Here is a 21,025-nt window from a genome sequence, read left to right as displayed (position 1 = left end):
ACCTTTCCCCACCTTGACCCAGCCCACTACTGAAGCGGACGCACTGTCCAAGAAGTCATTGCCACCTACGCGGGGGCTACGGGGTCGGCAATGAAACGCCCTTCACGGAAGCGCCATTCGAGTCCCTAATATCCGCGCCAAAAGCGCTGGCTGACAGTGTGAGCGCAGTGACGTCGGTCATGTTCCCCTGAGGGTGGTTCGGTGTGTAGACGCCGCCCACGTAGAAGACGACTGGGACTGGGCCCCAGTTGTTGCCGTTCTGAAAGTTGGGGCTCATGATGTACCCGCCCGAGCCGATGTCGTTGCATACCGGGCCGTTGCCGTAGCCGATACCCATGACCACCATGCTGGTGTCGACCCCCGGCGTCGCAGCGCTCATCCAACCCCCTTGGCCGGTGTTTGAGATCCACTGCCAGTTCATGTCCTGGGCAGCAAAGCCGTTGCTTTCGTTGACGATCGAGAGCGTTCCGTAGACCACATAGGAGGTCTCGGAGACGACCTTGACGTCGGTCATTCCCCCGACGCTCATAGTCTTGTCCCCGCACGGGTCGCTGCCCTTTCCGCCGACGGAGGCCCACTCACTCTGCAGAGTCGACTTGTCGTGACCGCTCTGGCCCGGGTAAAGGGTCAGAGTCGCCTTCTGCGAGTAGCCCTGGCTGTTCTTGAGAGTCAGCGTGTAGGTCTTACCAGCGCCAAGCGGCTTCGAAGTGAAGACAGGTGTGGGGGCCATCGTGGCCGTATAGACCGGAGTGGGGGCGGCAGCCGGCGTGTACGCCGTAGACGGAGTACTTGAAGCGGACACCGCGCCGGAACAACCCGCCAGCACGCCGGCGGCCAAACACCCCGCGGCGATCGGGAGCAGTCTTTTGGCTGGGCGCCTGCTCGAACGTTCCATTTTCTCCTCCGAGGTTCGTGGCCAACTGCCCGCCTGCAGCTCGACGCCCAAACGCTATACAGGCCGAAGGACTTGCCCTCCCAACTAGCTCCGATGCGCGAAGCGCTGTCCACCGAACGGAGGACACCTCTCAACGGGGCGCACTGGTACCAGGCCTCCGCGAGAGAGAACGGTCTGGATGCAGGATCACACCCGTTTCATGCGAGCCCGTCCACTGTTCGGAGGACAGCCACCGTGCGCCCATGAGATTGGTGTTCCTCCCCAGACATCCCTCGTGCTGTCGTGGACCAGCGAGCAGCCACAGCTGCCGCAAAGCACCGAGGGAGCCAAAGTGAACCAAGGACTCGCCGCAGCTGTCTTCGTCGGGGTTATTGCAGCGCTTGTGGTCGTCCTGCCCAGGATCGATCGGGGCCTCAGAGCTGGGACTAAGGCACTGAGACGGAAGTTCGATTCAGTCAAGCCGGCAGAAGACGGACATATTCTCCACGAGACCGTCGAGTACCGTACGTCGATTCGCCCCCAAGTGGCGCTGCGCTCTGTGGAAGCCGCTTTCTCGGCGGCTCCTAACAGGCGAACCCTGCCAGGGGATGTGCGCCTTACGGAGAAGACCCCGGTCTGCCTGCGTTACTCGATCGGGAACAGGACAGCCAGCTTCCTCGAGACGGTGGTGGCAGCAGCGCCGTGGGGAGCCGGATCAGCGGTGACTTTCGACGTCGTCAGGTGGCTGGAAAGCGACGGCGGCCCGACGGCGAACGAGAACCTGAGGTGGATGCGCGAGGACCTCGAAGCCGTCCTCAAGTCCGCCGACCCGCGCCTCGAAGTGTTCGTCCGCGTCAACGACTGACAGACCGGACCAAAGGAATCAAGCCATCCGCGTCCGTGGTGGCCAGAAGGAAGGAAGTCCCAAATGATGAAGACGAAGAAATGGAAAAACGTGGCAGCAGCCGCCGGCGCGGTCGCGGCTCTCACTTTCGCCCTCACAGGCTGCTCTGGCAATGCCGGCGCCAACACGAAATGCTCGGACTTCAACAAGATGTCTTCCGACGACCAGTCGAAAGTAATCGAGCAGCTGCTCAAGGACAAAGGCCAGAACAACGCCTCCGCCCTGAAGGTCGGCGCCTACAAGGTTTCAGCGAAGGCGTACTGCGCTGTCAAGAGCTCCGACTCCACGCTCACGGGCCTGAGTGGATAGCTCTAGCTGAGGGCGTCAACCGAGGCGCTCGAGTACCTCATCCAATCTGAAAGTGAAACTATTCATATCTTGACAAGTTTGAAAATCGGGTTTGCATGGATTGTCTAGAAATAAATCCACCAACTGGACGTGATCGGGGCCGTGCGCCCCTAGACTTCCTCGCAGGACAGGGAGCGCGCCAGAGGGAGCGCCGGGACTATGGGGGCAGCATGGCGATCCAGCCTTTTCAGGCGACCTATCGGGGGCGGCGTCTCGGCGCTCCAGCCCCGACCAGCCCGGTAAGGCTGGGCATCGTCGACGACCATGAAGCAATCCGCATGGGCGTCGTCGGAGCGGCCATCCTGGATGCCGCTCATGCCGAACAGCCCGTGCGCGTCACGAAGGACGCTCCCACGGTCGACGCGCTCATCGGCGCAGGCGAGGGCGTGTGCCAGGTCGTCGCTCTGGACCTCTCTCTGGGCGATGGCTCCAGTCCCGGGATGAACGTCCACAGGCTGAGGTCGCACGGGTGCAAAGTGGTCGTCTTCTCACTCGCCGACGATCCGGACGCGCTCAGGGATGCCCTGTCCGCCGGCGCAGTGGGCTACGTGCGCAAGGCCGAGCCGACATCCAAGCTGTTGGACATGGTCCGAGACGTCCACGCCGGGCGCCCCGTGATCTGCCGCGAATTCGCCGCAGTGCTCGACGACGACGTGGACTTCTCGCGCAGCGCGCTCACTGAGAAGGAACGCGAAGCTGTCGGGCTGTACGCCTCGGGGCTGAGCATCGACGCGACGGCCGCGCGGATGGGCTGCACGTCGGCGACAGCCAAGACCTACGTCGACCGGGCGAAGGCCAAATACCAGGCCCAGGACCGGCCGGCGACCCAGAAGGTCCACCTGTTCATCAACGCGATCAAGGATGGCATCCTGCCGCCGGTCATCCCCGGATCCCACTGATGGATCCGGCCGTGCGTGACGACAGCCACCGCGCGGCCGCCGAGAGGGTCATTTCGAGGTCCATCGCCGTCTTCGCGGTCGCGCTCTGCGCCCAAGGGGCGGGGGACATCCTCGACGACCTGCCGGAACTGGCGCCGTGGTGGAACCTCGTGTTCGGCGGGGCCGCCGCGTTCACGCTCGTCTGGATGGTCGCGGCCAGTGTCAGGGGCCGAGTCGACCGGAGGGCGCTCGGTGGCTTCTCTGCCGCCGTAGCCATCGGCCTGCTGGCGTGGCCAGCGGCACACCCCGGGCCCCAAGTCGGGCCCCCATGGCTCTGGCATGTGCTCTCCCTCGGAACCGCGTGCCTCGCCGGCGCCGCAGGCATCAAGGCGGCAGCAATCTACGCGCTGTCGACCTCAGCCCTGTTCGCCGTGGTCCGGCATTCTCCGCCGGGGGGCGCGGCCAGCTTCGCGGTCGCCGGCGAGGACGGGGCTTACGCCGCGATGGTCGGCATCGCTGTGGCAGTTGCTATACAGGCCATCCGTGTAGGGGCGCAGCGCGCAGATACGGCCGAAGCCCAGGCGGTCGCCGCGTACCGGGAATCCGCCGGCGCCAGGGCACAGCTCATTGAGCGGCACCGGCTCGGCGCAGTGCTGCACGACTCGGTGATGACAGCCCTCGTCTCCGCCGCCCAGGCTGTGACGCTCGCGCAGCGCCTGGGTGCCGCGAAAGCCGCACGCGAAGGGATGAGGAGGCTCGAGGAGTATACGGCCACCGAGCCGGCCCGGAGCCCGATGCCCCTCGGTGAGCTGCCCTCCCGCCTTCAGGCCGTCGCCGAGAACCCAGCCTTCCTGCCTGTGGACATCTTCTCGACACTGCCTCCGGACGGCGAGCTCTCGCTGCCCGCATCCGCTGCCGATGCGCTCGTGGAGGCCGTCTTCACGGCGCTGGACAACGCCAGCCGCCATTCCGGCGCATCCCGGGCAACGATTTCCGCCCGCGTGCAGGACGGGAGGCTGCTGGTCGAGGTCGCCGACGACGGACGAGGCTTCGACCCCTCGGAGGTGCATCAGCGTCGGCTCGGAATCCGGCTGTCGATCGTCCAGCGGGCCTTGGATGCCGGAGGCCGGGCAGCCGTTGAGTCGGCCCCGGGCGAGGGAACCAGGGTCGTGCTCGAGTGGGAGGTTCACCGACAATGACCCGCTCCATCCCGACGACCTTCATCGTCCTGCTCGCGGCTGCCTTCGCCGTTCTACAGATCGTTCTCGGTGTGGCCTCGTTGGACGGCACCTCACAGCCCGAGGCGAGCGTCTCAGCGATGATCGTCTATGCAGTCCTCATGACGCTCGTGCTTCTGCCAGGCGGGAGGAAGCTTCCGGCTTCGACGTCGTGGTCTGCCGTCGCCGGAACGGGTTTGATCACATTTCTTGTCCAGTTCGGACTGTCCCGGAGCGGCTGGCCGGGGTACGCAGCTTGGCACCCGGCGGCCCTCCAATGCCTGCTGATCGTGCTCGCGATGCGCGGCAGGCCGCGCCTCGCCGCTCTTGGATGCGCCCTCTTCACCGCCCTGACGATTGAGTGGTCTTCGACGACCGAGCCCGGCATCGGAGAGGGGGCGCGCATGTCGCTCGCCCCTGCCCTGTTCGTCGCCACAGCCATCGCGCTGGCACGGTTCCTGGACCTCAACGACAGCCGAGCCGAGAAGAAAACTAGACAGGCGCTTGCCTTGCTCGACGAGGCCGCACGCGCGCGCGCCCACAGTGTCGAGGTGGCCGGCTGGGTGCAGGAAATGAGGGATCTGGCATTGCCGTCGCTGGCGCTTGCCGCGGACCCGGACAGCGAGCTCCCCGCGCACCTCCGTCACCGCATGCTCGAGACTGAAGCCGCTCTCCGTGATCGTGTTCGGGGTGGGTCGCTCGCGACTGATGACGTTCTCGCCCGCATCTCCAAGGCGCGGGCCCGAGGGATCACGGCCCACCTTCTCGATGACCGCGGTGCGGTGATGGACCCGCGCGACACGCTGGCCCTCGTCGAAGCGCTCGACGAACTCCTTCCCCGCATCGAGCGTCCAGGAACCCTCACTGTCAGGGCACGGCCCGTTGGCAAGAGTCCGTCCATCACTATCGTCTTCGCCCCGTCAGGGGCCGGCGAGTCCGCCTACATGGAGATCTGAGGCAGTCTCAGGAACAGGAGAAGGTTTCTGCGGGATGGCGGCCTCATTCTGCAACTGAATCCGGACCGCCGCCGAGTTTCGTTTCGAACATGCGGGCGTCTGACACAACGTCGATAGGTGTGGAAGTGACCGTATACGCGACCATGACGATGTTCTGTCGTCGGACTATTATTCCCGAAGCTCCGCTCCCTCCGTGATCCCAGGCAACGGCGTTTGGATCTGGCGAAGCCCTGAGCCGCCAGCGGACCGATTCGGCGGTGCCCCTGTAGTTTTGAGTGCTGTTTCCGCAGCCGTGAAGTGCTGCCACCACGCCGTCGAAGTATGTGGTCGCCTTCTGCTCGTCCTGGAAAAGGCGAATGCCGGCGAGGTAGCCACCGGGCGAAGGGGGCACCACCGCTCCTAGTGCCGGAGGGGGCGCTGACGGGGACTTGACGTTGCCCATGTAGCCTGGATCGTGCGAGTCGAGATCGTCGTACCCGAACGGTGTGCCGTCCTCGAGGCCGATCAGATTCGCGCACGACTCCGGGCTGAACTTCGTGTTGTCCTTCGAGTCTCGCAGGACGCCTAGGGGTCCATTCGATGGGTCGCTCGCTGAACCGCTGACGGATGTCCACGCCGCGCGCAGGTCCTTGTCCGTCAAGGGGCTGTAGCTTGTGCATCCAGTTGCAGATAACGAGGTGGTGCCCACTGCGAGTATGGCAAAGGCACGAGTTGCCGCCCCGCGTTTGCGATTCTTTCGTGCCCAGATTGCGCTTCTCATGATTTGCCCTTCCTTGCCAGCGTCCATTCGCAAAGAGTGTGGGTGCCCTCCAGAGTGCCCAGGACGAGCTTGGCCCTCAGTTTTCTCTGCTTGTCCTCCGTGCAGGTGACGTGCGTCCCCCGAATGGCCGACACTGCCGTGGATCTTCGCCGCATGTGGGGCCCGGCCCTGCAACACGGGTCTAGAACGGAGCGCATAAGGGCAATCCGCTACAGATGGGGCAGAGGGATGACGAACGACAATTCGAAGATGACCGGCTGGGAGGTCGCCGACAAGGTCGCTCACGGGGCCGGCGCTGCTGCCCACGGCATCGGCTGGTTCCTGACCAAGGCCTGGGGCGTCATCCTGCTGATCATCGGAGTCATCTTGCTGATCGCCGTTTTCGCGAGGGGCGGCTGGTGGGCGGGGCCCCTCTGCATGGCCTACGGGATCTACCTGCTGCTTCCGGGCAGCAAGTGGGTCATCTGGTGAACCCATGGAGATCATCTACGGGATCATCTTCATCGGCATCATCGCTGCAGTCGCATGGGGGCGAGAGTACGTCCGCAAGCGGGCTGAACAGGACAGGGCCAACCGCCAGCGCCCGAGCTGAGAGGCGGCGCGTGCATGCCTTCTGGTCGCTCTACGCAACCGTTTATGACGCGATCTGGGCCTCGCCACTGACCGAGGCCCTTGCCGCGGCTGCCGAAACCCACACAGGTCATGCAAGCACTGTCGTAGACCTGGGGTGCGGGACCGGGCTCATGACGAGCCGGCAAAGGGCACACGTCCTTGGCGTCGACAGGTCCCCCGCCATGCTCAGGCGAGCCATTCAGAGGAATCGAATCGACCAGGGTCTTCTTGTGGGGAGGATCGAGGCGACAGGGCTACCATCGGCATCTGCTGAGTGCGTGCTCTTGTGCAATGTCCTGCATCTGCACCCCGACCCGAGAGCGGTCCTCCGGGAGGCCAAGCGCCTTTGCCGACCGGACGGAATCATCTTCGTGTGCTGGCCTCTGGACGGTATCGATGCCTTGTCCGTCTACCGGATCGATAGAAGCCTCGGACGCGCGCTGATCAGCGCCAAGACCGCTCACACCCTTCGTGGACTCATAGGCATCGCTGCTGCATTCACAGGTACTCAGCGGTATGCCGGCGAAGCTGTCGAGCAGGCGATCTTCGGATCGAGCGAAATAGAGATCTTGCGTGATCAGATGATGGCTAATTGCCAGCGAATCGTCGTGATTCGACGGCAAAGCCCGCCTACTCCTGCCATACAGCCCGCCGGCACCGACCATCGGCAGACCGCCAGCCGACCCGAAACTTCATGGTCGCAGGAATAAACGACGTGCCAGGCAAACGCCGAAATCAGATAGGAAATTGATGCGACCAAAAGCTGGCAAGACCGTCCCATGGTTGGCAGCCATAGCCTCACCCATTCTGGCGCTGGCTGCTTGCGGTTCACCGCAAGCAACGGGAGCCACAACTCCGCCTCCAAGCTCCCCTGCTCCGGCCTATTCAGCAACACCCACTCCCACTCCTACACCCACCGAAACACCCCGAGCCTTGGTTTCCCCAGGGACGCACGTCATGGGACACTTCCTGGTCCCTTCCCGCCCAACTGGCGGCTACGGGAAATCGACACAAGTATTCCTGCCGGGGAAGGGGACGTTCGATGTACCGATTTCAGCCCTTTCAGCTGGCGTCCAAGGCGAAGTCCAGGGCTGGAACATCGCAGGAATAGGCCCCACGGAGAGGCCCCTCCTCGCCGTCCTGATGGACTTGCGAGTACCAGCCTCGGGTCTGGACCCAGAGAAGAAAATAGCCGTCCTCGAGACATACGATCCGGTCAGCGGCAAGGTGGGAGACTCACACCAGATCGCGGAGGCGAAGTCGGACGAATCGCTGCCCTTTGAGATTCACGGCTCCAACGACAACGTAGTCGCGACGGTCGTCGAATCGGGCGGGCAGACATCAACCGTTGGTTTTGACGCCCGCTCGGGAAGTCAAATGTGGACAAGCCCGGGCTCGATCTATCAGCGCGACGAGGCCCCGCCAAGCGGCTTTGTCGTCATCATGGACTCACATGAGAAACCGTCGCCATACTGCCACAAAACCTCCATCGTGAACGTCTCAGACGGCACACCCCTCAAGGGATACACGCAGGGGCCCGGAGCGTACGGGTTCTGCACCATCCACCCATCCGTTACATTCCCGGACCCGAAGCACGCGATATACCGGGAGCAGGTCAACTCGGACACATACAACGACTCATGCGTCACGATCCCGAACGGCCTCGCGTGCGCAATGGGCTCCCTCACCAAGGGCGATCTCGCCGGCGAAGAAGGCTTTCAAGGGGCCGACACCAACTACAACGCAACGAAAATCTTCAGCGTAATTGACGCAAGCACAGGAGCTCAGAAATGGTCCCTGCCTCCTGAACGGGCCAATGCCTTGAGAGCAACCTTCAAAGCCCTCAACGGCAAGTACCTCTACATCGAAACGACGGATCAGAAGCTGGTCGTCGACGTCAGCGGGAACACAACCACTCCTAACCCCACTGGGCACTACCCAATTGCATCCCTCGATGGATGGACAGTGTGGGAAGACGGGCTCGTCGCCCAGCAAGGAGGGGCAGCGATTCGAGACGCGGACCTGAGCACCGCAACGAGCTCCTCGAGCAGCCGAGGCTTCGTCTCCGCGTCCCCATCGGCGAGTTTGTAGACCCGAGAACAGTGAATCGTCGTCACAGCTCCCTCCAGCCCCTTCCACCTGCCATCCTGAGCCGCGGGCAAACGCGGAACCGCTCGTCCCATCTGCCAACCGTGTCCACTTTTCAGAGGACGAGCAGGACCTTCCGAACCGCTGCGGATTGAAATCGGACCTGGCCAAAGCGGATAGATAAGAAGAAAGTTCTGGGCTGGCTGCGCCGATCTCGTACAGCCAGGATTCGAGGGGGACATCGCAATGACCACAATCCACGACGACTCCGCCACCACGAGGCGGCAATTCTGTACTTCCTGTGGCTCGGAAGCCAGCGAGGCCGCTCGATTCTGTGGATCTTGTGGCTCGCCCCTTCAAGCTCCCGCTCTCAAGGCTCCCCCACTCCCAAGCCAACCTCCGCAGGCTTTATCCCCCACAGAGTCGGGCGCGGGACAGCAGCCGCCCTCCGCGTTCGAGAGCCGAAGTGACAACACAAAAGGCTGGTCTCTACCGAAAGCGAAGCTGCACCTATCCCGCAGGGTGATCCTGATCTCCAGCGCCAGCCTTGTTCTCCTCGCCCTAATCATCACAGGGTGGGTGATCGCGTCCAACATCCTCCGCGGGGGCGCTGATTCTCCCGAAGCGGTTGTGACCTCGACAATCGAATCCATACAGAAAAAAGATCTTCTAGGCACGCTCTCGATGGTTTCGCCACGAGAGCGTGACGCACTCGCGCGGGCCCAAAAGGCCGTTCAGGACAAGATCTCAACCTCCGGCATCGTCGACGCTGCCAAGAGGAGCAGCAACGAATCCAGCGCTGACGCCGGGACCGGACTCGACTTCGACGGTGTCGACATCAGCATCACAGGAGTCAGCACTCAGGTCACCAAGGTCTCGGACGACGTCGCCTTGGTGAAAGTTCCTCAAGGGCAGATCGACGTCAAGATCGATCCCAAGGCCACGAAGGGGCTCATCCGCGCGTTCGTCGATCACTCGGGCAACTACAACCCCACAGAATCCAAGACGGACCTCTCCAAGATCGGCAACCTGACACTTGTGGCGGTACGAAACGACGGCCGCTGGTTCATAAGCGGCACGATGACGCTCCTGGATGCGATCAATTCGAACCTCGGCCTCCCCCGAGGCACAATCCCCACGACACTGCCTGAGGGAGCGAATTCCCCTCATGAAGCGGCAACAAATGCAGTGAATTCGGCGCAGAGCCTCAATCCTGCCCAGCTGGCTGCCAACCTCGTGGACGACGAAGCCCGCGCAGGATACCTCTACTCCCACATCCTGGACAAGGCTGACAAGACCTACTTCCACGCGGCTGTCACTGCCGCGGAGTTCACGGACGGGCAGCAGGACGCGTCCCGAGGCCAAGCCGTTGTCAGCCGACTCGAAGGCACCATATGGAACGGTGCGCGGTTCTCATTGAACGACCGATGCGCAAGCGGGACGAACTACAACCAATGCCTCCAGCCATCGGCGTTCCTGCAGCAGTACTACGGCGCCCTCGACCCGCTCTCCTATTTCGCCAAGGACGGGAAGTTCGCCCTCACGACCGTGAACGAGCACGGCAAATGGAAGGTCAGCCTCCTCGACAGCATCGCCGATCACGTCGTGAGCATCGCCAGCGGTCTCAGCAACGACCAAGCCCTCCGGCTCGCTAACCTTATGCAGGGGCAGAACGCGCAAGGGTCCGTCCAGCTCGACCAGGCCACCGACGTGAAGTTCAACGATGCCGGGTTTGCGGTGCGCACATTCAAGGTCGACCGCCGCTCCGTAATCTCGAACGCCTCAGAAGGCGGCACGGGCGCATCGACACGCTTCTACGCGAAGGACGGCAAGACCGAATACGGGCAGGGCACGGCTGTCCTTGATGCAGGGGAATACGTGGCTGTCTTCACAGCCCTGAAGCCTGGCCAGGTCACGGCGACTGTCAAGCTCGCACACCCGGTCAATGAGGGGGTCTTCACCTCGTGCGGCTGTAGCCAGGGCTCTCTTAGCGCCGATTCCCCAGTTGGCGTCGAGGCAGTGGGACCCGGAGGGGCAGACCTGACGATCACCCAGTCTGCAAGCTTCGACAGCCGGGCGTACTACTCCGTACTTGTGGACGGCCACAGGAACAACCTCGGCTACGGATCCACCAAGATCCACCTCGACCCGGGAGCCCACCAGGTCAAGCTCGACGTCCAGGAAACAACACTCTATGGCTACTCCTCCTCCCGATCGTCGTACGCGTACGCATCGGCGTCGTTTGACAGGTGAGCGAAAACGTCAGCATGATCCCTCGGGCCGCGACAGATTAGGGAGGCTGTGCGGCCCGAGAGGCGTCTTTAAGTGTGTGGCCATCCTTGCCGTCGCCACCCTCGCGTCGGCCTGCACAGCCCCAGATCCATATCGGGCTTCGGGCACAGCTCCCCTACCGTCTGCACCGTCTAGCCAGGCACCGATTCCCAGCCTCGTAGGATTGCGGATCGCGTTGGCAGGAGACTCAATAGCGTCGGGCGAAGGCGCAGGCGCCTATCTGCCGCCACCGATCAGCCGCATGCCCGGTGCCACAGGAGCACGCTAGGACTCCTCGCCGGCACCGGCGCCACTGTGGCAGATTTCGCATGCTCTCGGGCAGTCACGGCGTCGATAGCAGGCCCGCAGGGCGACGAGCTCTACAACGATCCGCCGGAGCCGCCGCAGATCGACCGCATACGCGCGTTCAGTCCTGACATCGTCATCCTCTGGATCGGCGGTAACGACATAGGCTTCGCCGACCTACGCAATCAGTGCGTGCTCAGCGCCGAGGACTGCACGGCCGACCGTGTTCGCACTGAACGCGCCCTTTCTGAGGCCCGAGCCTTGGAACCCCGGCTGAAGGCACTCTATGAATCGATCGTCACGGGGAGTCGAGCATCGCTGTATGTCCCTGCGTATCCCCAGATCTTCGATCAACCAAGCGGCGGCGACTGCGGGTCACTGGCCTCCGACGAGGCTGCCTTCGGGGCCGAGCTGATAGAAACTGTGGACAACGCGATACGAAAGGCGGCTGCGGACGCCGCTGTTGATGGATACCGAGTCAAGTTCGTGGCCTCCACCCAAGAAGCGTTCGCCGGTCATGGTGCCTGCCAACCGGACCCCCTCGTGCATACAGTGACCTTCGGCGGCCTACTCGAGGCAGAACGGCACGTGGCGGGCGGGCAAGAGCTCCTCCACCCTACTGAGGCCGGCTACGAAGCGCTCACCTCCGAGGTGTCGAGTGCCATCGCAAAGTCTTTGTCAACACCGAATCCCCCTTCGAGAGAGAGCAATCCTGCCATCCTCCGATGAGCGGTCCGGTGTCCCCCGAACAGCCGACGCCAAACGCCAGTGTCACATGGCAAGCTTGCATGCACTGGTCGTATCGGGCGATCTGGTTATGTGGAAAAGCGTCGCCGATTGATCCTCGCTGGTGCCGGCCTGATAGTCCTACTCGCAATTGTTCTAGCAGTGGGATCGTTCCTCTTGAGCCGGCCCGCCGCCAGTGCGCCTGCAGAGGCAATCTCGGCGACGCCGCCGCAGTCGCCTTCCCCCACCGAGACCCTGCGGCCGGTTCCCCAGGAGATCAGCGACGCGATCGCCAGGCTTCCTTCGGACCCCTCAGGAGAAGTGGCATCATCGAGCCCGTTCCGTTCGCGAGCAGCCTCAGGGATTCCGTCAGATTCGAAGACTCAAACAATTCCCAATTCATGGGACCAAGGCAGCGATACGACGGGCAGTGTCGCGGTCGAGCTTTCACCAGCCCAAGGCGGAGCAACACGCTACACGGTGCTCATGGTCCGGGAGAACGGCAATTGGAAGGTCTTCGGCACCCTTCAGGAGGGCCAGTGAAAACGTCAAATCGCATCACTGCGGCGGCCTTGGCGCTCCTGCTGGCCACAGGAGCGGGAATCAATGCGGCCCTTGCCGATGCAACCCCGGCTCCTGGAAGCTTCCTGTACGAGGGATGTGACGAGCAATTCGGAGTCTATCCAGCTCCCGTGAAGGACAAGGACCCGAGCGGCCAGCCCATCACGCCGAAACCAGACGCCGACGGCAAGGCTATGCCCGTAATACTCGTCCACGGCTGGACGGGAGGCCCTAACAACTTCGAACAGCCAGCCAACCTTTTCGGAGATAGTTTCGACGGCGGAAAGCCGTTATCGATAGCCACCTCCCTGACGGGCAGACTGCAGTCGATCCCAGGAGTGGCCGTGTACGACTTCGACTACAGCCAGTACGCTAGCCGCTGGGTAACCGACTCAAACATTGGGCCGAAGCTCGCATCGGCCATCGAGTGCCTCACGGGACACTTCGGCAGGAAGGCCGCCGTCGTAGCCCACTCCATGGGAGGCCTTGCGACCCGCTTCGCCCTCGCGCAGAAGGACAGCACGGGGCAGCCGATCTCCGCACGGGTCGCAAGTGTGGACACTTTCGGTACGCCAAACACCGGCTCCGACATCGCTAGAGCGCTAGCCGCTGTGGGCGGTGCATCACAGATTGGCGTGCTCACTGGCGACGACAACCTCGCCACGGGAGCGCTGGCAGCAGCTTGGTTATTCCTCCAGGCCTGCGGGCGCGTCTATACGACAGGGGGTAAGATCGGAGGCCCATGTTCGGCGATCCCACCGTTCGTCGGCAGCCTAGATTCCGACGGTGGACGCGCACTCCGGACCGGATCAAGCGAACTTGCTGCGCTGCCGCAGTGGCCGGCGGGCATGCCTGTTCATGCAGTAGACGGAACGATCAACGTGCGCGGAATAGACTTCTTCACCCTCGCATCCGATCCCGCGATCAACATTGGCGACGGCCCAGTGACAAATGATTCTGCACTTTCGGGATCGACAAGCACGAACAATGACCCCTGCGCAGTGCAGCTGTTCGGGCGCTACGGGTCCGTCCAGTACGCCCGAGACGGCGACGTCCGCAGTGGCAACCCTCTCGATTTGTTCAGCCCCGGCGGCCTCCCCTGCTCTCACGCGAACCTCATGCGTACACTCAACGGCGTCAACCCAGTCGTCGGGAGCGTCAGAGCCGAGGCGGGAAACGCTGCCTCGGTGGCTCTTCCGGGCTCAGCCGCCGCGTCATCCCCTGCCACAGCCTCCTCCACTTCCAGCCCCACGGACACCGCAGGTGCTGGTCAGAAGTGGTTCGGCCTCGATGACGAGGAGACTCGGGCAATAACATACGACGGGGGCCAATACGACATGAGGACGGCCACCATCCGCACGACCAAATACCCGAAGAGCATGGTGTACCGGTACCAAGGGAAGCTCCCGACGGACATGCGACAGAACTGGGTTGACTTCGCGCTCAATGGCAAGTGCACCTCGTTCGAAACGGGGATAGGAATAAGCACGCTGGCGAGCAGCCCAACGAGCAGCGCAACGTTCACAGTGTTCGTCGACGGTGCACAGAAGGCCCAAAGTTCGATCGGCTATTACAACGAGCCGCAGAATCTGCACCTCAATGTCACCGGTGCTACCAGACTCCGGCTCCAACTCGACTTCCCCGGCTATAACGCGACTCTCGCTGCCTGGGGGAGCCCTCGGATCTACTGCTCCGAGAACCCATCACCAGGACCATAAGGTTTTAATGCCAGTTACGCTCTTCCCGTTCTTTACGTTTACAAAAGAATGTCCGCGGGGACTGGCATCGTGCAGCGCGCGCTGGCTGCCGGCGAGGTCGATCCCGGGCGGCCATGCTTGGGGGTCCTTAACGCCGACGCCGAATTGGAAGCTCAGCGGCATCCGCCGACGCCTGCTCCCCTTGCAAGCAGCCTGGCGGGAAGGTGCTGGTGGCAGGTTCCGCTGGCCGAGAAAATCGCGGCCAGAGTTATGCCTGGCGGGACTTTTGGCTCACCGTCACCGGACAGGCGTCGCCAATGCATCCAGACGGGTTGCCGCCCGGGCCCCGGCCGTTTGCGGTCGCCCTACTGGAGAGCAGCGCCAACTTTGGCGGCTGCCGTGCGTGCGGCCATCGCAAGATCCTGGTCCGACACATGCATCCCCGACACCTGCACGACCGCTTTTTTGACTGGCACGATGACGACGGTACTCGGGGTGCTTGCCCTGTCGGTCCAGGCGATGGCCTGCGGGGGCAGCCCCTGGAGGTCCTTGCGCATCATCGTCCAGTCGGTCTTCTGCGCATCGGTGAAAGACTCGCACTCGGGAAGCTTTCCGGCAGCCTTCCGGACGTAATCAGCAGCCCCTTGAGCATCTTCAAAGATCCGAATGGCCTGTTGGTAGAGCGACTTGTCGGTGTTGGCCTGGAAATCTATGGCAGGAAGATTCCAAGAGGGATCGGAGGCCGTCTCGTCGCCGAAGGCGGGGACTTGGAAGTACGCGAACCGACATGGACCTGGAAGAGTGTCATGCGAGACCCAGTCACCTAGGGATCGTTTCAAGTTCACCCGCAACCCTGGCGGAATGCTGGTAGCCGCGGAAAGATCGGCTGCCGTTGGCATCATCGAGGCAACAGCCGTCATCGACAGAGTGCTTGTTGGAGTTGGGGTGGGGACAGGCGTCCTGGAGGGAGCACTGTCTGGACGGGCAGCTGTGATTGAGGGTGTCGTGCTTCCCACCGGGCTAGCCTCGTCCTGTTTCTGGGTCGAGCCGCATCCCATCACGCCCATCGCCACAAGGATCGCGAGTGCCAAATAAGCCCGATGTGAACGCATTCAGTCCCCTTTATTGAACGTGTCTCCCCCTTGGGCCTGCTCGGCACAAGTTATTCGTTCACATCGTCTTCTGCCTCCGAGACTAAGAGTCCCAATCCAAGCGGCTGACCGAGCGTACGTCCCCTCTTTGGAGGACAGGACGGACTTGGCGCAGCCTGAGCAATGATGCGCAAGTAGTGCCCAGAGCAGCAGCAGCCGACCGCCGGAGGCTACCGAGCGGGTGCGGGGCCGGGCCGCAGACATACAGGTCAAAGACACCGTTTGACCTGAGGAGACCCGCCCCCATGATGGGTGCCCACCACGCCGCCTGCGGTGCCGCCGCTTGGTGGCCGCGACCACGCAGCTGCACGTCGACCTGACCGCGCTCACCGAGAAGGCGAGGCTCGGCCCTGCCGGGTTCGACATCGGCCTCGGGCTGCTGCACGTCTCGCCCGTCGGGGTGGTCACCGGTGCGCTCGTCACCGCGGGGGCGGCCCTCATCCCCGACGCCGACCACCACTCGGCCACCATCGCCTACTCCCTCCCGCCGGTCTCCAACGCGATGTGCGGCGGGATCGGGGCGGCCGCCGGCGGGCACCGGCACGGCACCCACTCGGTCATCGGGATCGCCGCGTTCACGGGCGTCGCCTGGCTGGCCGGGCTGTGGGCCATGCACACGGACTGGTTCGGGCAGGTCGGCATCGGGGCGGGCATCCTGTCCGTTCTGCTGGCCGCGTTCGCCGCGAAGGCGCTGAAGATCATCCCGGACTCCATGCGGAAGTCCCCCTGGGTCGTCGGCCTGGCGCTGGGGGCCTTCATCGCCCTGTTCGCGCCCCAGGAGGAGGGCTGGTTCCCTCTCGCCACGGGCCTCGGGTCATCGTGCACATCCTCGGGGACATGCTCACCACCGGCGGGGTGAACCTCGTGTGGCCGCTCACGGTGAAGCCGCCGAAGGCGATCACCCAGCTGCCCGTGATCTCGTGGATGTGGAAGCCCAACGGCTACTTCAACCGTCCCCGTCCTGGGGAACGCCGGGTCGTGGCGGGAATGGCTGCTGCTGGTCCCGATCGGCGCCTACGCGGTCTTCGGCGTCGGGACCACCCTGATCGGGACGGGCAAGGCGGGTCTCTCCACGGTCGCCGTCATGACGGGACTCCCAGCGATCCACTGAGGCGCGGCGCGCACCATTGGGCCGCTCGACGACGTTGTGCATGGTCTAATCCGGATTGCACGCGAAAGATCAGCCCGAAGAAGAGGTCGCAGTGAAGGTCTTCAACACGCCGCCAGGCTGGCCCCAGATGCCGTCGGGCTGGCTGCCGCCATCCGGCTGGACCCCTGACCCGAGCTGGCCGAAAGCTCCGCCCCTCTGGGTCTTCTCGGTCGACAGCCATCTTCGGATGAGCACTGTCCCCTTGGACGAGGACATCAACCTCGGGCATCCAGCCGCAGTCACCCGAGACCAAGTCGCGAGAACCGCCCAGAGCGCCGCGGACTCCATCGCCTGGTGGATTGCGTGCCTTGCCGCTGAGACCAGACAACCGGCCGCCGTGGCCCATCTCAAGAATGGCGAACTCGCAGGCAAGGCCATTCAGGCAGCACGATCACGGGTCTACGACCGAATCATCACCGAGGCTCGGGATTGGGTGAACGGCCTGCCGTTTGGGTCGAGCGAACACCTCGCAGCGATCGAGCATTCGCGAATGCTCCTCGAGTGCAAGGACGCCTTCGCAGGCGCCGCGGAACGAAGGATCTCCGATGTCCTGAACGCCGCCACACGGACCGAGGAGCCACCGCCTCGGCCTCCCACGCCGCCTAACAGGCACGGCGCTGCGGCACCCAAGCCACAACCCAGCGCTCAGGCTACCCCACGACCGGCCGCCGACCCTGCGTCCCGCATGCTCCTGGAGGCGATCGCCAACTACGAGCAGGCGGCCCGGAAGCTTGCGATCTGGACGTGGGTCCATGGAGCCATCTTCACGGTCGGTCTCTTCATCACCCTCGCCGGGTACTCCTCAGCCTCGAAAACCGGGGGCTCCTACATCGCCTTCTACGGAGCCATCGTCTGGGGCGCGATCGGATGCATCAGGAACGGATACCGCTACTACAAGGTGAAGGACATCATCGTCGACTTGCAGCGGAAGCTTCCCTGGTCACAGCAGCACACGAGGGTGTGATCGCAGCCCGCTTCAGCTGCAGGGTGTTTTGACTGAGCGCCGCCCAATGAGCTGCTGCACTCAATCGGATGGCTGCGCCCGTCCTTGAATGCCCTCTTGAGCAACTCGGGCACCTGCTGGTCCATCCGCTCATTCTCCTCATCGGTGAAGTCAGCGATCCCGACGTACACCATGACCCTTCCGCCCCGCGGCGGGGTCCGGTGCGTCAGCACCTTCCGTCCGATCTTCTTGCCAGCGGCCCGCCCGGCCTTGCGGATCTCCGTCACACGGTCGACATCCCACTCCTCGACCCGCTCCAAGTACTGGGTGTCGACCATGAGGCATCCTTCGATGCGCTTGATGAGGTCCTCGCCTTCGACCCGGTCCTCGAACACCTGTGCCTCCACTAGGTCGCAGAAAGTCCCCGCCGGAGCACACCGGCGCTGAAGACTTTGAGCCCATCGTCGACCGACGACGCATCGGCCGTCAATCAGCTCGGCGTGCCGCACGCAGGATGTCACGATCACCCTCATCCAGAACGGTCAGCCCCCGGGCAGGCCGATCGGCAGCCAGTTCGCCGCCACCAAGCACGCCGAATCCGAGGTCACCCTCTTCGGGCCGGTGATCATCGCGCCCCCGGCGCCACCGGCACGCCCCGCTTCCGCATATCTGCTTGAGCGGCCCTGGCAGTAGGACGCCGAACTTGAGCTGTACAGAGACGAGATACACGAGGCCCTTCCGGCCGAGGTCGTCGAGCCCCGGAAAACCGACCATGGCCCCCGGCGTCATCTCCTCCGACGGGGGCTCCCTCTGCCTCGACGCAGACGACTGGGGGCATGTTCAAGGCAGTGTGGTCCGGGGTCAGGGAGTGACATGCAAAGGACCTAACGACGAGGCGGCTGTGGCTGTCCGAGGCGAGACAGGTTTTGCAGGAGGCTCTCACTCGATCCCAACCGATCAGCTTCTCCTCGCCGCGCACAGGAAGCGAGGAGGCCGATGCTGTGGATTGTTCGGCTGCCTCCATTGGCTCATCGCCCACTGCCGCCGATGGGCTCTTACACGCACGCTCTCATAGATACGAACGGGTTCAGCCGAGTTGGCCGCATTGCCCTGCTGATATTTGATATGTCTTAAGAAGGAGATCTATATATATTGCGGTCAACGGGTCTCAGTCCTCCAGGGCCTTCACCCCCACCCGCCAAATGCGGCCACTGCGGGCAAGCACCCTTCGACACCGGTGGGCGACGCATCGGGCGGATGGCTGCAGATGGTTCGAGGAGTACCGCTCGAATGAACCGTCGATCGTACCGTCGCCCACCGAGAACGGCTGGAGGCCGGCATTCCCGGCTGCACCTGTGGCGGCCAGTACTCGGGCTACTCCTTCATGCCGGTCGAGCACGCCCGCCACCTCGCGGAGAAGATCGTGCCGGAGATCATCGCCGGGATCCTGGGGCAGTCCTCGCACGGGCTGCCGGAACGGGTCTCATCGCAGGCCTGACTGCCAAGCAGCGCGAGGGCGAGGAGGCATTCAGGCGTCGGAGCGGCCCGAAGTGGGCATGGCGGATTCGGCGAGGGCTTTGACCCAGCGCGGGGTGTATCGTCCTGAGACCCAGTCGGAGGCGGTGCGTTCGGCAGCGGCCCACGCGGCCTGCTCGAGCTCGCGCTGAGGGTCAGGCCGCGGCGGCGTCTCGTCCACGGTTCCCCTCCCGTCTGTGAAAGCTGGCGCGCCCACACCGGACAAGGGACAGGCCGGCGGGGCGCCCGACCAGCATGCCACGCACTCCCGACAGGTGTGGGCCCCGGCACGCCCGGCTCAGCGCATGCCGGCCCAACCGGGCCCGATGAGCTCCCGCAGCTTCGATCCCCGAGCGCCGGAGAGGGCGCCGCGCCTCTCAGCGGCCTGCTGTGCCCTCAGCCATGACCCGAGCCTTGCTTCGTCCGCATCCTCGGCGCGCACATCGGGCATGCGCCGCCGTGCGGCCAGGAAATCGCCCAGCACACGGAGGCACGCGCAGAACTGCTCATCGTCCTGCTGCCGCGGCTCTCCCAAACCGGAGATCTGTCGGGCGAGCTCCCGCCTCATTGCTTCGTCCACACTTCTTCGCCCCCAATTGACGGTCTCGTACGGTGGACCGGATTGTACATGTCCAATCTGACAGTCGGCCCTCACCTGCTAACGTGCGGCCGAATGCCGTCGAGTGTTCTCTGTGAAGGCCGAATCGCAGTCGCCCGAGAGGACAACGGAGGACATGTGTCGTTCCTGACCACGCTCATCACCAGCAAGATCACCGCCGGGGCGCTTGCCGCCAGCACCATCGTTGGCGGGACCGCTGCGGCAGCCTATGCCGGCGGTCTCCCCGAGCCGCTTCAGGAGGGCGCCCACAGCCTGATCGGCGCTCCCGCCCCCAGCACGGCACCCCAGCCGGCGATCGCTGCCACCCCCGCGGACACGACGAGCGCGACGGTGTCGCCAAGCCCAACCGACGCGCCCACAGCGGTGCCGACGGCGACGCCCTCGCCCACGGACACGGCCACCCCGACGGCGTCCCCGACCGGCACTGCCCAGCCCACCAGCACGGCGGAGCCGACCGAGACGCCAGAGCCCACCGACCCCGCGACGGAACCGGCCCGCCCGTCCCCGACCGGCCCGGCCGCGTTCGGGCTGTGCAACGCCTACGCCCACGGCGGGCTCGGCGGCGAGGACCTCTCCGGGCAGTGCGAGGGCGTGACCCAGCCGGGCAACTCCGCATCCCACCGCCAGGACGGCAAGGCAGGGTCCGGTTCAACGGCACCAACCCAGGCGGCCCAGCCGCAGCCGGCCCCGACCCAGGCCGCCGAGCACAAGCCATCCGAGCAGCACGGCACGGGCCAGGACTCGTACCGAAACTCGAGCTCCAGCGGCCGCCGCTGAAGCCAGCCCTCAGACAGCGGAACGGGGCCTCTCACTGGGAAGCCCCGTTCCGGGTTTAGCCGCGCCGTCCGTTCAGAGGGGGCGGATCTTCTGGGCCTGCGGGCCCTTCTGGCCCTGCCCGACCTCGTACTCGACCTTCTGGCCCTCGTCAAGGCTCTTGAAGCCGCGCCCGTCGATCTCCGAATAGTGGGCGAAGAGGTCCGCCGACCCGTCATCGGGGGCGATGAAGCCGTACCCCTTCTCCGAGTTGAACCACTTCACGGTGCCTGTAGCCATTGGTGCTGCCTTCCCTGCTGGCGCCGTGGCCGCAGTCTTCACGGCCGGTTCCCACGCCAGTCCTTCCCGGCCAGCCTATGGGTGCGTTGGGCCACGGGCCAAGGCAGGTGCTCATGCCGACTTGGGATGTGGTGAAGGCCTGCCGGCCAGCAGCCCAGGGATCTCCAGGCCTTCCCAGGGCCGCTCCCGGCTGGGCAGCTGGAGGTCGGCGGGGCTGGCGAGAAGATGCCGGACTCTGCCCGAGGCGGTGCGCCAGGCCACCCTTGTCTGCGACTCGTGAAGACTGACCCTCTGGGGTCGCGTGAATTTTGACCCCCTCCGCGACGCTTGGAGGGTGTTGGGAGTGGAGGATTGGGCCGAGATCCGTCGTCTGCATCGCGCGGAGGGCGTGCCTAT

Annotated in this window: 22 protein-coding genes and 1 pseudogene; 15 read left to right on the top strand and 8 right to left on the bottom strand. The window is 64.2% G+C overall.

Annotated elements, in window-relative coordinates:
- Nucleotides 1–76: 76 nt before the first annotated feature.
- On the bottom strand, nucleotides 77–730 hold the full coding sequence (locus E5679_RS18530) for a hypothetical protein (RefSeq protein ID WP_138418657.1): 654 nt from the start codon (nucleotides 728–730) through the stop codon (nucleotides 77–79).
- A gap of 496 nt (nucleotides 731–1,226) precedes the next feature.
- Here E5679_RS18530 and E5679_RS18525 point away from each other — a divergent pair, with 496 nt between their 5' ends.
- The 5 genes from E5679_RS18525 to E5679_RS18505 all read left to right on the top strand — a co-directional run bounded on the left by E5679_RS18525 (nucleotide 1,227) and on the right by E5679_RS18505 (nucleotide 5,177).
- A complete protein-coding gene (locus E5679_RS18525; RefSeq protein WP_138418655.1) occupies nucleotides 1,227–1,739 on the top strand; it encodes a hypothetical protein in 513 nt (170 codons plus the stop codon).
- Between the two features lie 63 nt (nucleotides 1,740–1,802).
- Nucleotides 1,803–2,087 (top strand): hypothetical protein, encoded by a 285-nt coding sequence (locus E5679_RS18520; RefSeq protein ID WP_138418653.1) that lies wholly within the window; start codon nucleotides 1,803–1,805, stop codon nucleotides 2,085–2,087.
- Between the two features lie 209 nt (nucleotides 2,088–2,296).
- Nucleotides 2,297–3,025: a response regulator transcription factor gene (locus E5679_RS18515; RefSeq protein ID WP_171042452.1), complete on the top strand. Its 729-nt coding sequence runs from the start codon at nucleotides 2,297–2,299 to the stop codon at nucleotides 3,023–3,025.
- 11 nt (nucleotides 3,026–3,036) lie between these two features.
- Nucleotides 3,037–4,203 carry a sensor histidine kinase gene (locus tag E5679_RS18510; RefSeq protein ID WP_171042451.1) on the top strand — a complete coding sequence of 389 codons (1,167 nt, stop codon included), beginning with the start codon at nucleotides 3,037–3,039 and terminating at the stop codon, nucleotides 4,201–4,203.
- Nucleotides 4,200–5,177 carry a hypothetical protein gene (locus E5679_RS18505; RefSeq protein ID WP_138418648.1) on the top strand — a complete coding sequence of 326 codons (978 nt, stop codon included), beginning with the start codon at nucleotides 4,200–4,202 and terminating at the stop codon, nucleotides 5,175–5,177. Before E5679_RS18510 ends, E5679_RS18505 begins: the two co-directional genes overlap by 4 nt.
- 43 nt (nucleotides 5,178–5,220) lie before the next feature.
- On the opposite strand, the gene E5679_RS18500 is transcribed toward E5679_RS18505, so the two are convergent.
- Nucleotides 5,221–5,817, bottom strand: a complete 597-nt coding sequence (locus tag E5679_RS18500; protein WP_138418646.1) for a hypothetical protein — start codon at nucleotides 5,815–5,817, stop codon at nucleotides 5,221–5,223.
- 348 nt (nucleotides 5,818–6,165) lie between these two features.
- On the opposite strand from E5679_RS18500, the gene E5679_RS20965 reads away from it, so the two are divergent.
- The 7 genes and pseudogenes from E5679_RS20965 to E5679_RS18475 all read left to right on the top strand — a co-directional run bounded on the left by E5679_RS20965 (nucleotide 6,166) and on the right by E5679_RS18475 (nucleotide 14,219).
- Nucleotides 6,166–6,408 (top strand): hypothetical protein, encoded by a 243-nt coding sequence (locus tag E5679_RS20965; RefSeq protein ID WP_171042450.1) that lies wholly within the window; start codon nucleotides 6,166–6,168, stop codon nucleotides 6,406–6,408.
- A gap of 131 nt (nucleotides 6,409–6,539) precedes the next feature.
- Nucleotides 6,540–7,259 carry a class I SAM-dependent methyltransferase gene (locus tag E5679_RS18495; RefSeq protein ID WP_171042449.1) on the top strand — a complete coding sequence of 240 codons (720 nt, stop codon included), beginning with the start codon at nucleotides 6,540–6,542 and terminating at the stop codon, nucleotides 7,257–7,259.
- A gap of 247 nt (nucleotides 7,260–7,506) precedes the next feature.
- Nucleotides 7,507–8,640: a hypothetical protein gene (locus E5679_RS18490; RefSeq protein ID WP_138418642.1), complete on the top strand. Its 1,134-nt coding sequence runs from the start codon at nucleotides 7,507–7,509 to the stop codon at nucleotides 8,638–8,640.
- Between the two features lie 243 nt (nucleotides 8,641–8,883).
- Nucleotides 8,884–8,988 (top strand): annotated as a pseudogene (locus E5679_RS21640) (zinc-ribbon domain-containing protein); the annotation flags it as partial.
- Nucleotides 8,989–9,321: 333 nt separating this feature from the next.
- On the top strand, nucleotides 9,322–10,890 hold the full coding sequence (locus E5679_RS18485; RefSeq protein WP_138418640.1) for a hypothetical protein: 1,569 nt from the start codon (nucleotides 9,322–9,324) through the stop codon (nucleotides 10,888–10,890).
- Nucleotides 10,891–11,223: 333 nt separating this feature from the next.
- Nucleotides 11,224–11,943 carry a GDSL-type esterase/lipase family protein gene (locus E5679_RS18480; protein WP_171042448.1) on the top strand — a complete coding sequence of 240 codons (720 nt, stop codon included), beginning with the start codon at nucleotides 11,224–11,226 and terminating at the stop codon, nucleotides 11,941–11,943.
- 536 nt (nucleotides 11,944–12,479) lie between these two features.
- A complete protein-coding gene (locus E5679_RS18475; RefSeq protein WP_171042447.1) occupies nucleotides 12,480–14,219 on the top strand; it encodes an NPCBM/NEW2 domain-containing protein in 1,740 nt (579 codons plus the stop codon).
- Between the two features lie 344 nt (nucleotides 14,220–14,563).
- Here E5679_RS18475 and E5679_RS18470 read toward each other — a convergent pair whose 3' ends face one another.
- Nucleotides 14,564–15,118, bottom strand: coding sequence for a hypothetical protein (locus tag E5679_RS18470; protein WP_138418634.1), 555 nt, complete (start codon nucleotides 15,116–15,118; stop codon nucleotides 14,564–14,566).
- Between the two features lie 517 nt (nucleotides 15,119–15,635).
- Between E5679_RS18470 and E5679_RS18465 the strand changes: the two genes are divergently transcribed.
- Nucleotides 15,636–16,208 carry a metal-dependent hydrolase gene (locus tag E5679_RS18465; protein WP_249336227.1) on the top strand — a complete coding sequence of 191 codons (573 nt, stop codon included), beginning with the start codon at nucleotides 15,636–15,638 and terminating at the stop codon, nucleotides 16,206–16,208.
- Between the two features lie 343 nt (nucleotides 16,209–16,551).
- On the top strand, nucleotides 16,552–17,463 hold the full coding sequence (locus tag E5679_RS18460) for a hypothetical protein (protein ID WP_138418632.1): 912 nt from the start codon (nucleotides 16,552–16,554) through the stop codon (nucleotides 17,461–17,463).
- Here the strand turns inward: E5679_RS18460 and E5679_RS18455 are convergent.
- From E5679_RS18455 to E5679_RS18445, 4 genes are all read right to left on the bottom strand, one after another.
- A complete protein-coding gene (locus E5679_RS18455; RefSeq protein WP_138418630.1) occupies nucleotides 17,391–17,837 on the bottom strand; it encodes a hypothetical protein in 447 nt (148 codons plus the stop codon). The genes E5679_RS18460 and E5679_RS18455 overlap by 73 nt on opposite strands.
- Nucleotides 17,838–17,928: 91 nt before the next feature.
- The gene (locus E5679_RS18450) at nucleotides 17,929–18,216 is read right to left on the bottom strand and encodes a hypothetical protein (RefSeq protein ID WP_171042446.1); all 288 of its coding nucleotides are present in this window, start codon (nucleotides 18,214–18,216) and stop codon (nucleotides 17,929–17,931) included.
- Nucleotides 18,217–18,970: 754 nt separating this feature from the next.
- A complete protein-coding gene (locus E5679_RS20960) occupies nucleotides 18,971–19,138 on the bottom strand; it encodes a hypothetical protein (RefSeq protein WP_171042445.1) in 168 nt (55 codons plus the stop codon).
- 117 nt (nucleotides 19,139–19,255) lie between these two features.
- Complete coding sequence (locus E5679_RS18445) at nucleotides 19,256–19,537, bottom strand: hypothetical protein (RefSeq protein WP_171042444.1); 282 nt, start codon at nucleotides 19,535–19,537, stop codon at nucleotides 19,256–19,258.
- A gap of 156 nt (nucleotides 19,538–19,693) precedes the next feature.
- Here E5679_RS18445 and E5679_RS18440 point away from each other — a divergent pair, with 156 nt between their 5' ends.
- Nucleotides 19,694–20,353, top strand: a complete 660-nt coding sequence (locus E5679_RS18440; protein ID WP_138418623.1) for a hypothetical protein — start codon at nucleotides 19,694–19,696, stop codon at nucleotides 20,351–20,353.
- Nucleotides 20,354–20,425: 72 nt separating this feature from the next.
- Here the strand turns inward: E5679_RS18440 and E5679_RS18435 are convergent, their stop codons facing one another.
- Nucleotides 20,426–20,629, bottom strand: coding sequence for a cold-shock protein (locus tag E5679_RS18435; RefSeq protein WP_138413956.1), 204 nt, complete (start codon nucleotides 20,627–20,629; stop codon nucleotides 20,426–20,428).
- Nucleotides 20,630–21,025: the final 396 nt, after the last annotated feature.

Source organism: Sinomonas gamaensis (genome assembly GCF_005876955.1).
Lineage (GTDB): Bacteria > Actinomycetota > Actinomycetes > Actinomycetales > Micrococcaceae > Sinomonas > Sinomonas gamaensis.
Note: the sequence above shows the minus strand (reverse complement) of the source record. Positions and strands in the feature narration are given on the sequence as shown.

Excerpts from the sequence above, each read along its gene's own strand:
- E5679_RS18530 (WP_138418657.1), bottom strand. The coding sequence starts at position 730 with ATGGCCCCCACACCTGTCTTCACTTCGAAGCCGCTTGGCGCTGGTAAG.
- E5679_RS18520 (WP_138418653.1), top strand. The coding sequence starts at position 1,803 with ATGATGAAGACGAAGAAATGGAAAAACGTGGCAGCAGCCGCCGGCGCG.
- E5679_RS18515 (WP_171042452.1), top strand. The coding sequence starts at position 2,297 with ATGGCGATCCAGCCTTTTCAGGCGACCTATCGGGGGCGGCGTCTCGGC.
- E5679_RS18505 (WP_138418648.1), top strand. The coding sequence starts at position 4,200 with ATGACCCGCTCCATCCCGACGACCTTCATCGTCCTGCTCGCGGCTGCC.
- E5679_RS20965 (WP_171042450.1), top strand. The coding sequence starts at position 6,166 with ATGACGAACGACAATTCGAAGATGACCGGCTGGGAGGTCGCCGACAAG.
- E5679_RS18490 (WP_138418642.1), top strand. The coding sequence starts at position 7,507 with ATGGGACACTTCCTGGTCCCTTCCCGCCCAACTGGCGGCTACGGGAAA.
- E5679_RS18485 (WP_138418640.1), top strand. The coding sequence starts at position 9,322 with ATGGTTTCGCCACGAGAGCGTGACGCACTCGCGCGGGCCCAAAAGGCC.
- E5679_RS18470 (WP_138418634.1), bottom strand. The coding sequence starts at position 15,118 with ATGACGGCTGTTGCCTCGATGATGCCAACGGCAGCCGATCTTTCCGCG.
- E5679_RS18450 (WP_171042446.1), bottom strand. The coding sequence starts at position 18,216 with ATGGTCGGTTTTCCGGGGCTCGACGACCTCGGCCGGAAGGGCCTCGTG.
- E5679_RS18435 (WP_138413956.1), bottom strand. The coding sequence starts at position 20,629 with ATGGCTACAGGCACCGTGAAGTGGTTCAACTCGGAGAAGGGGTACGGC.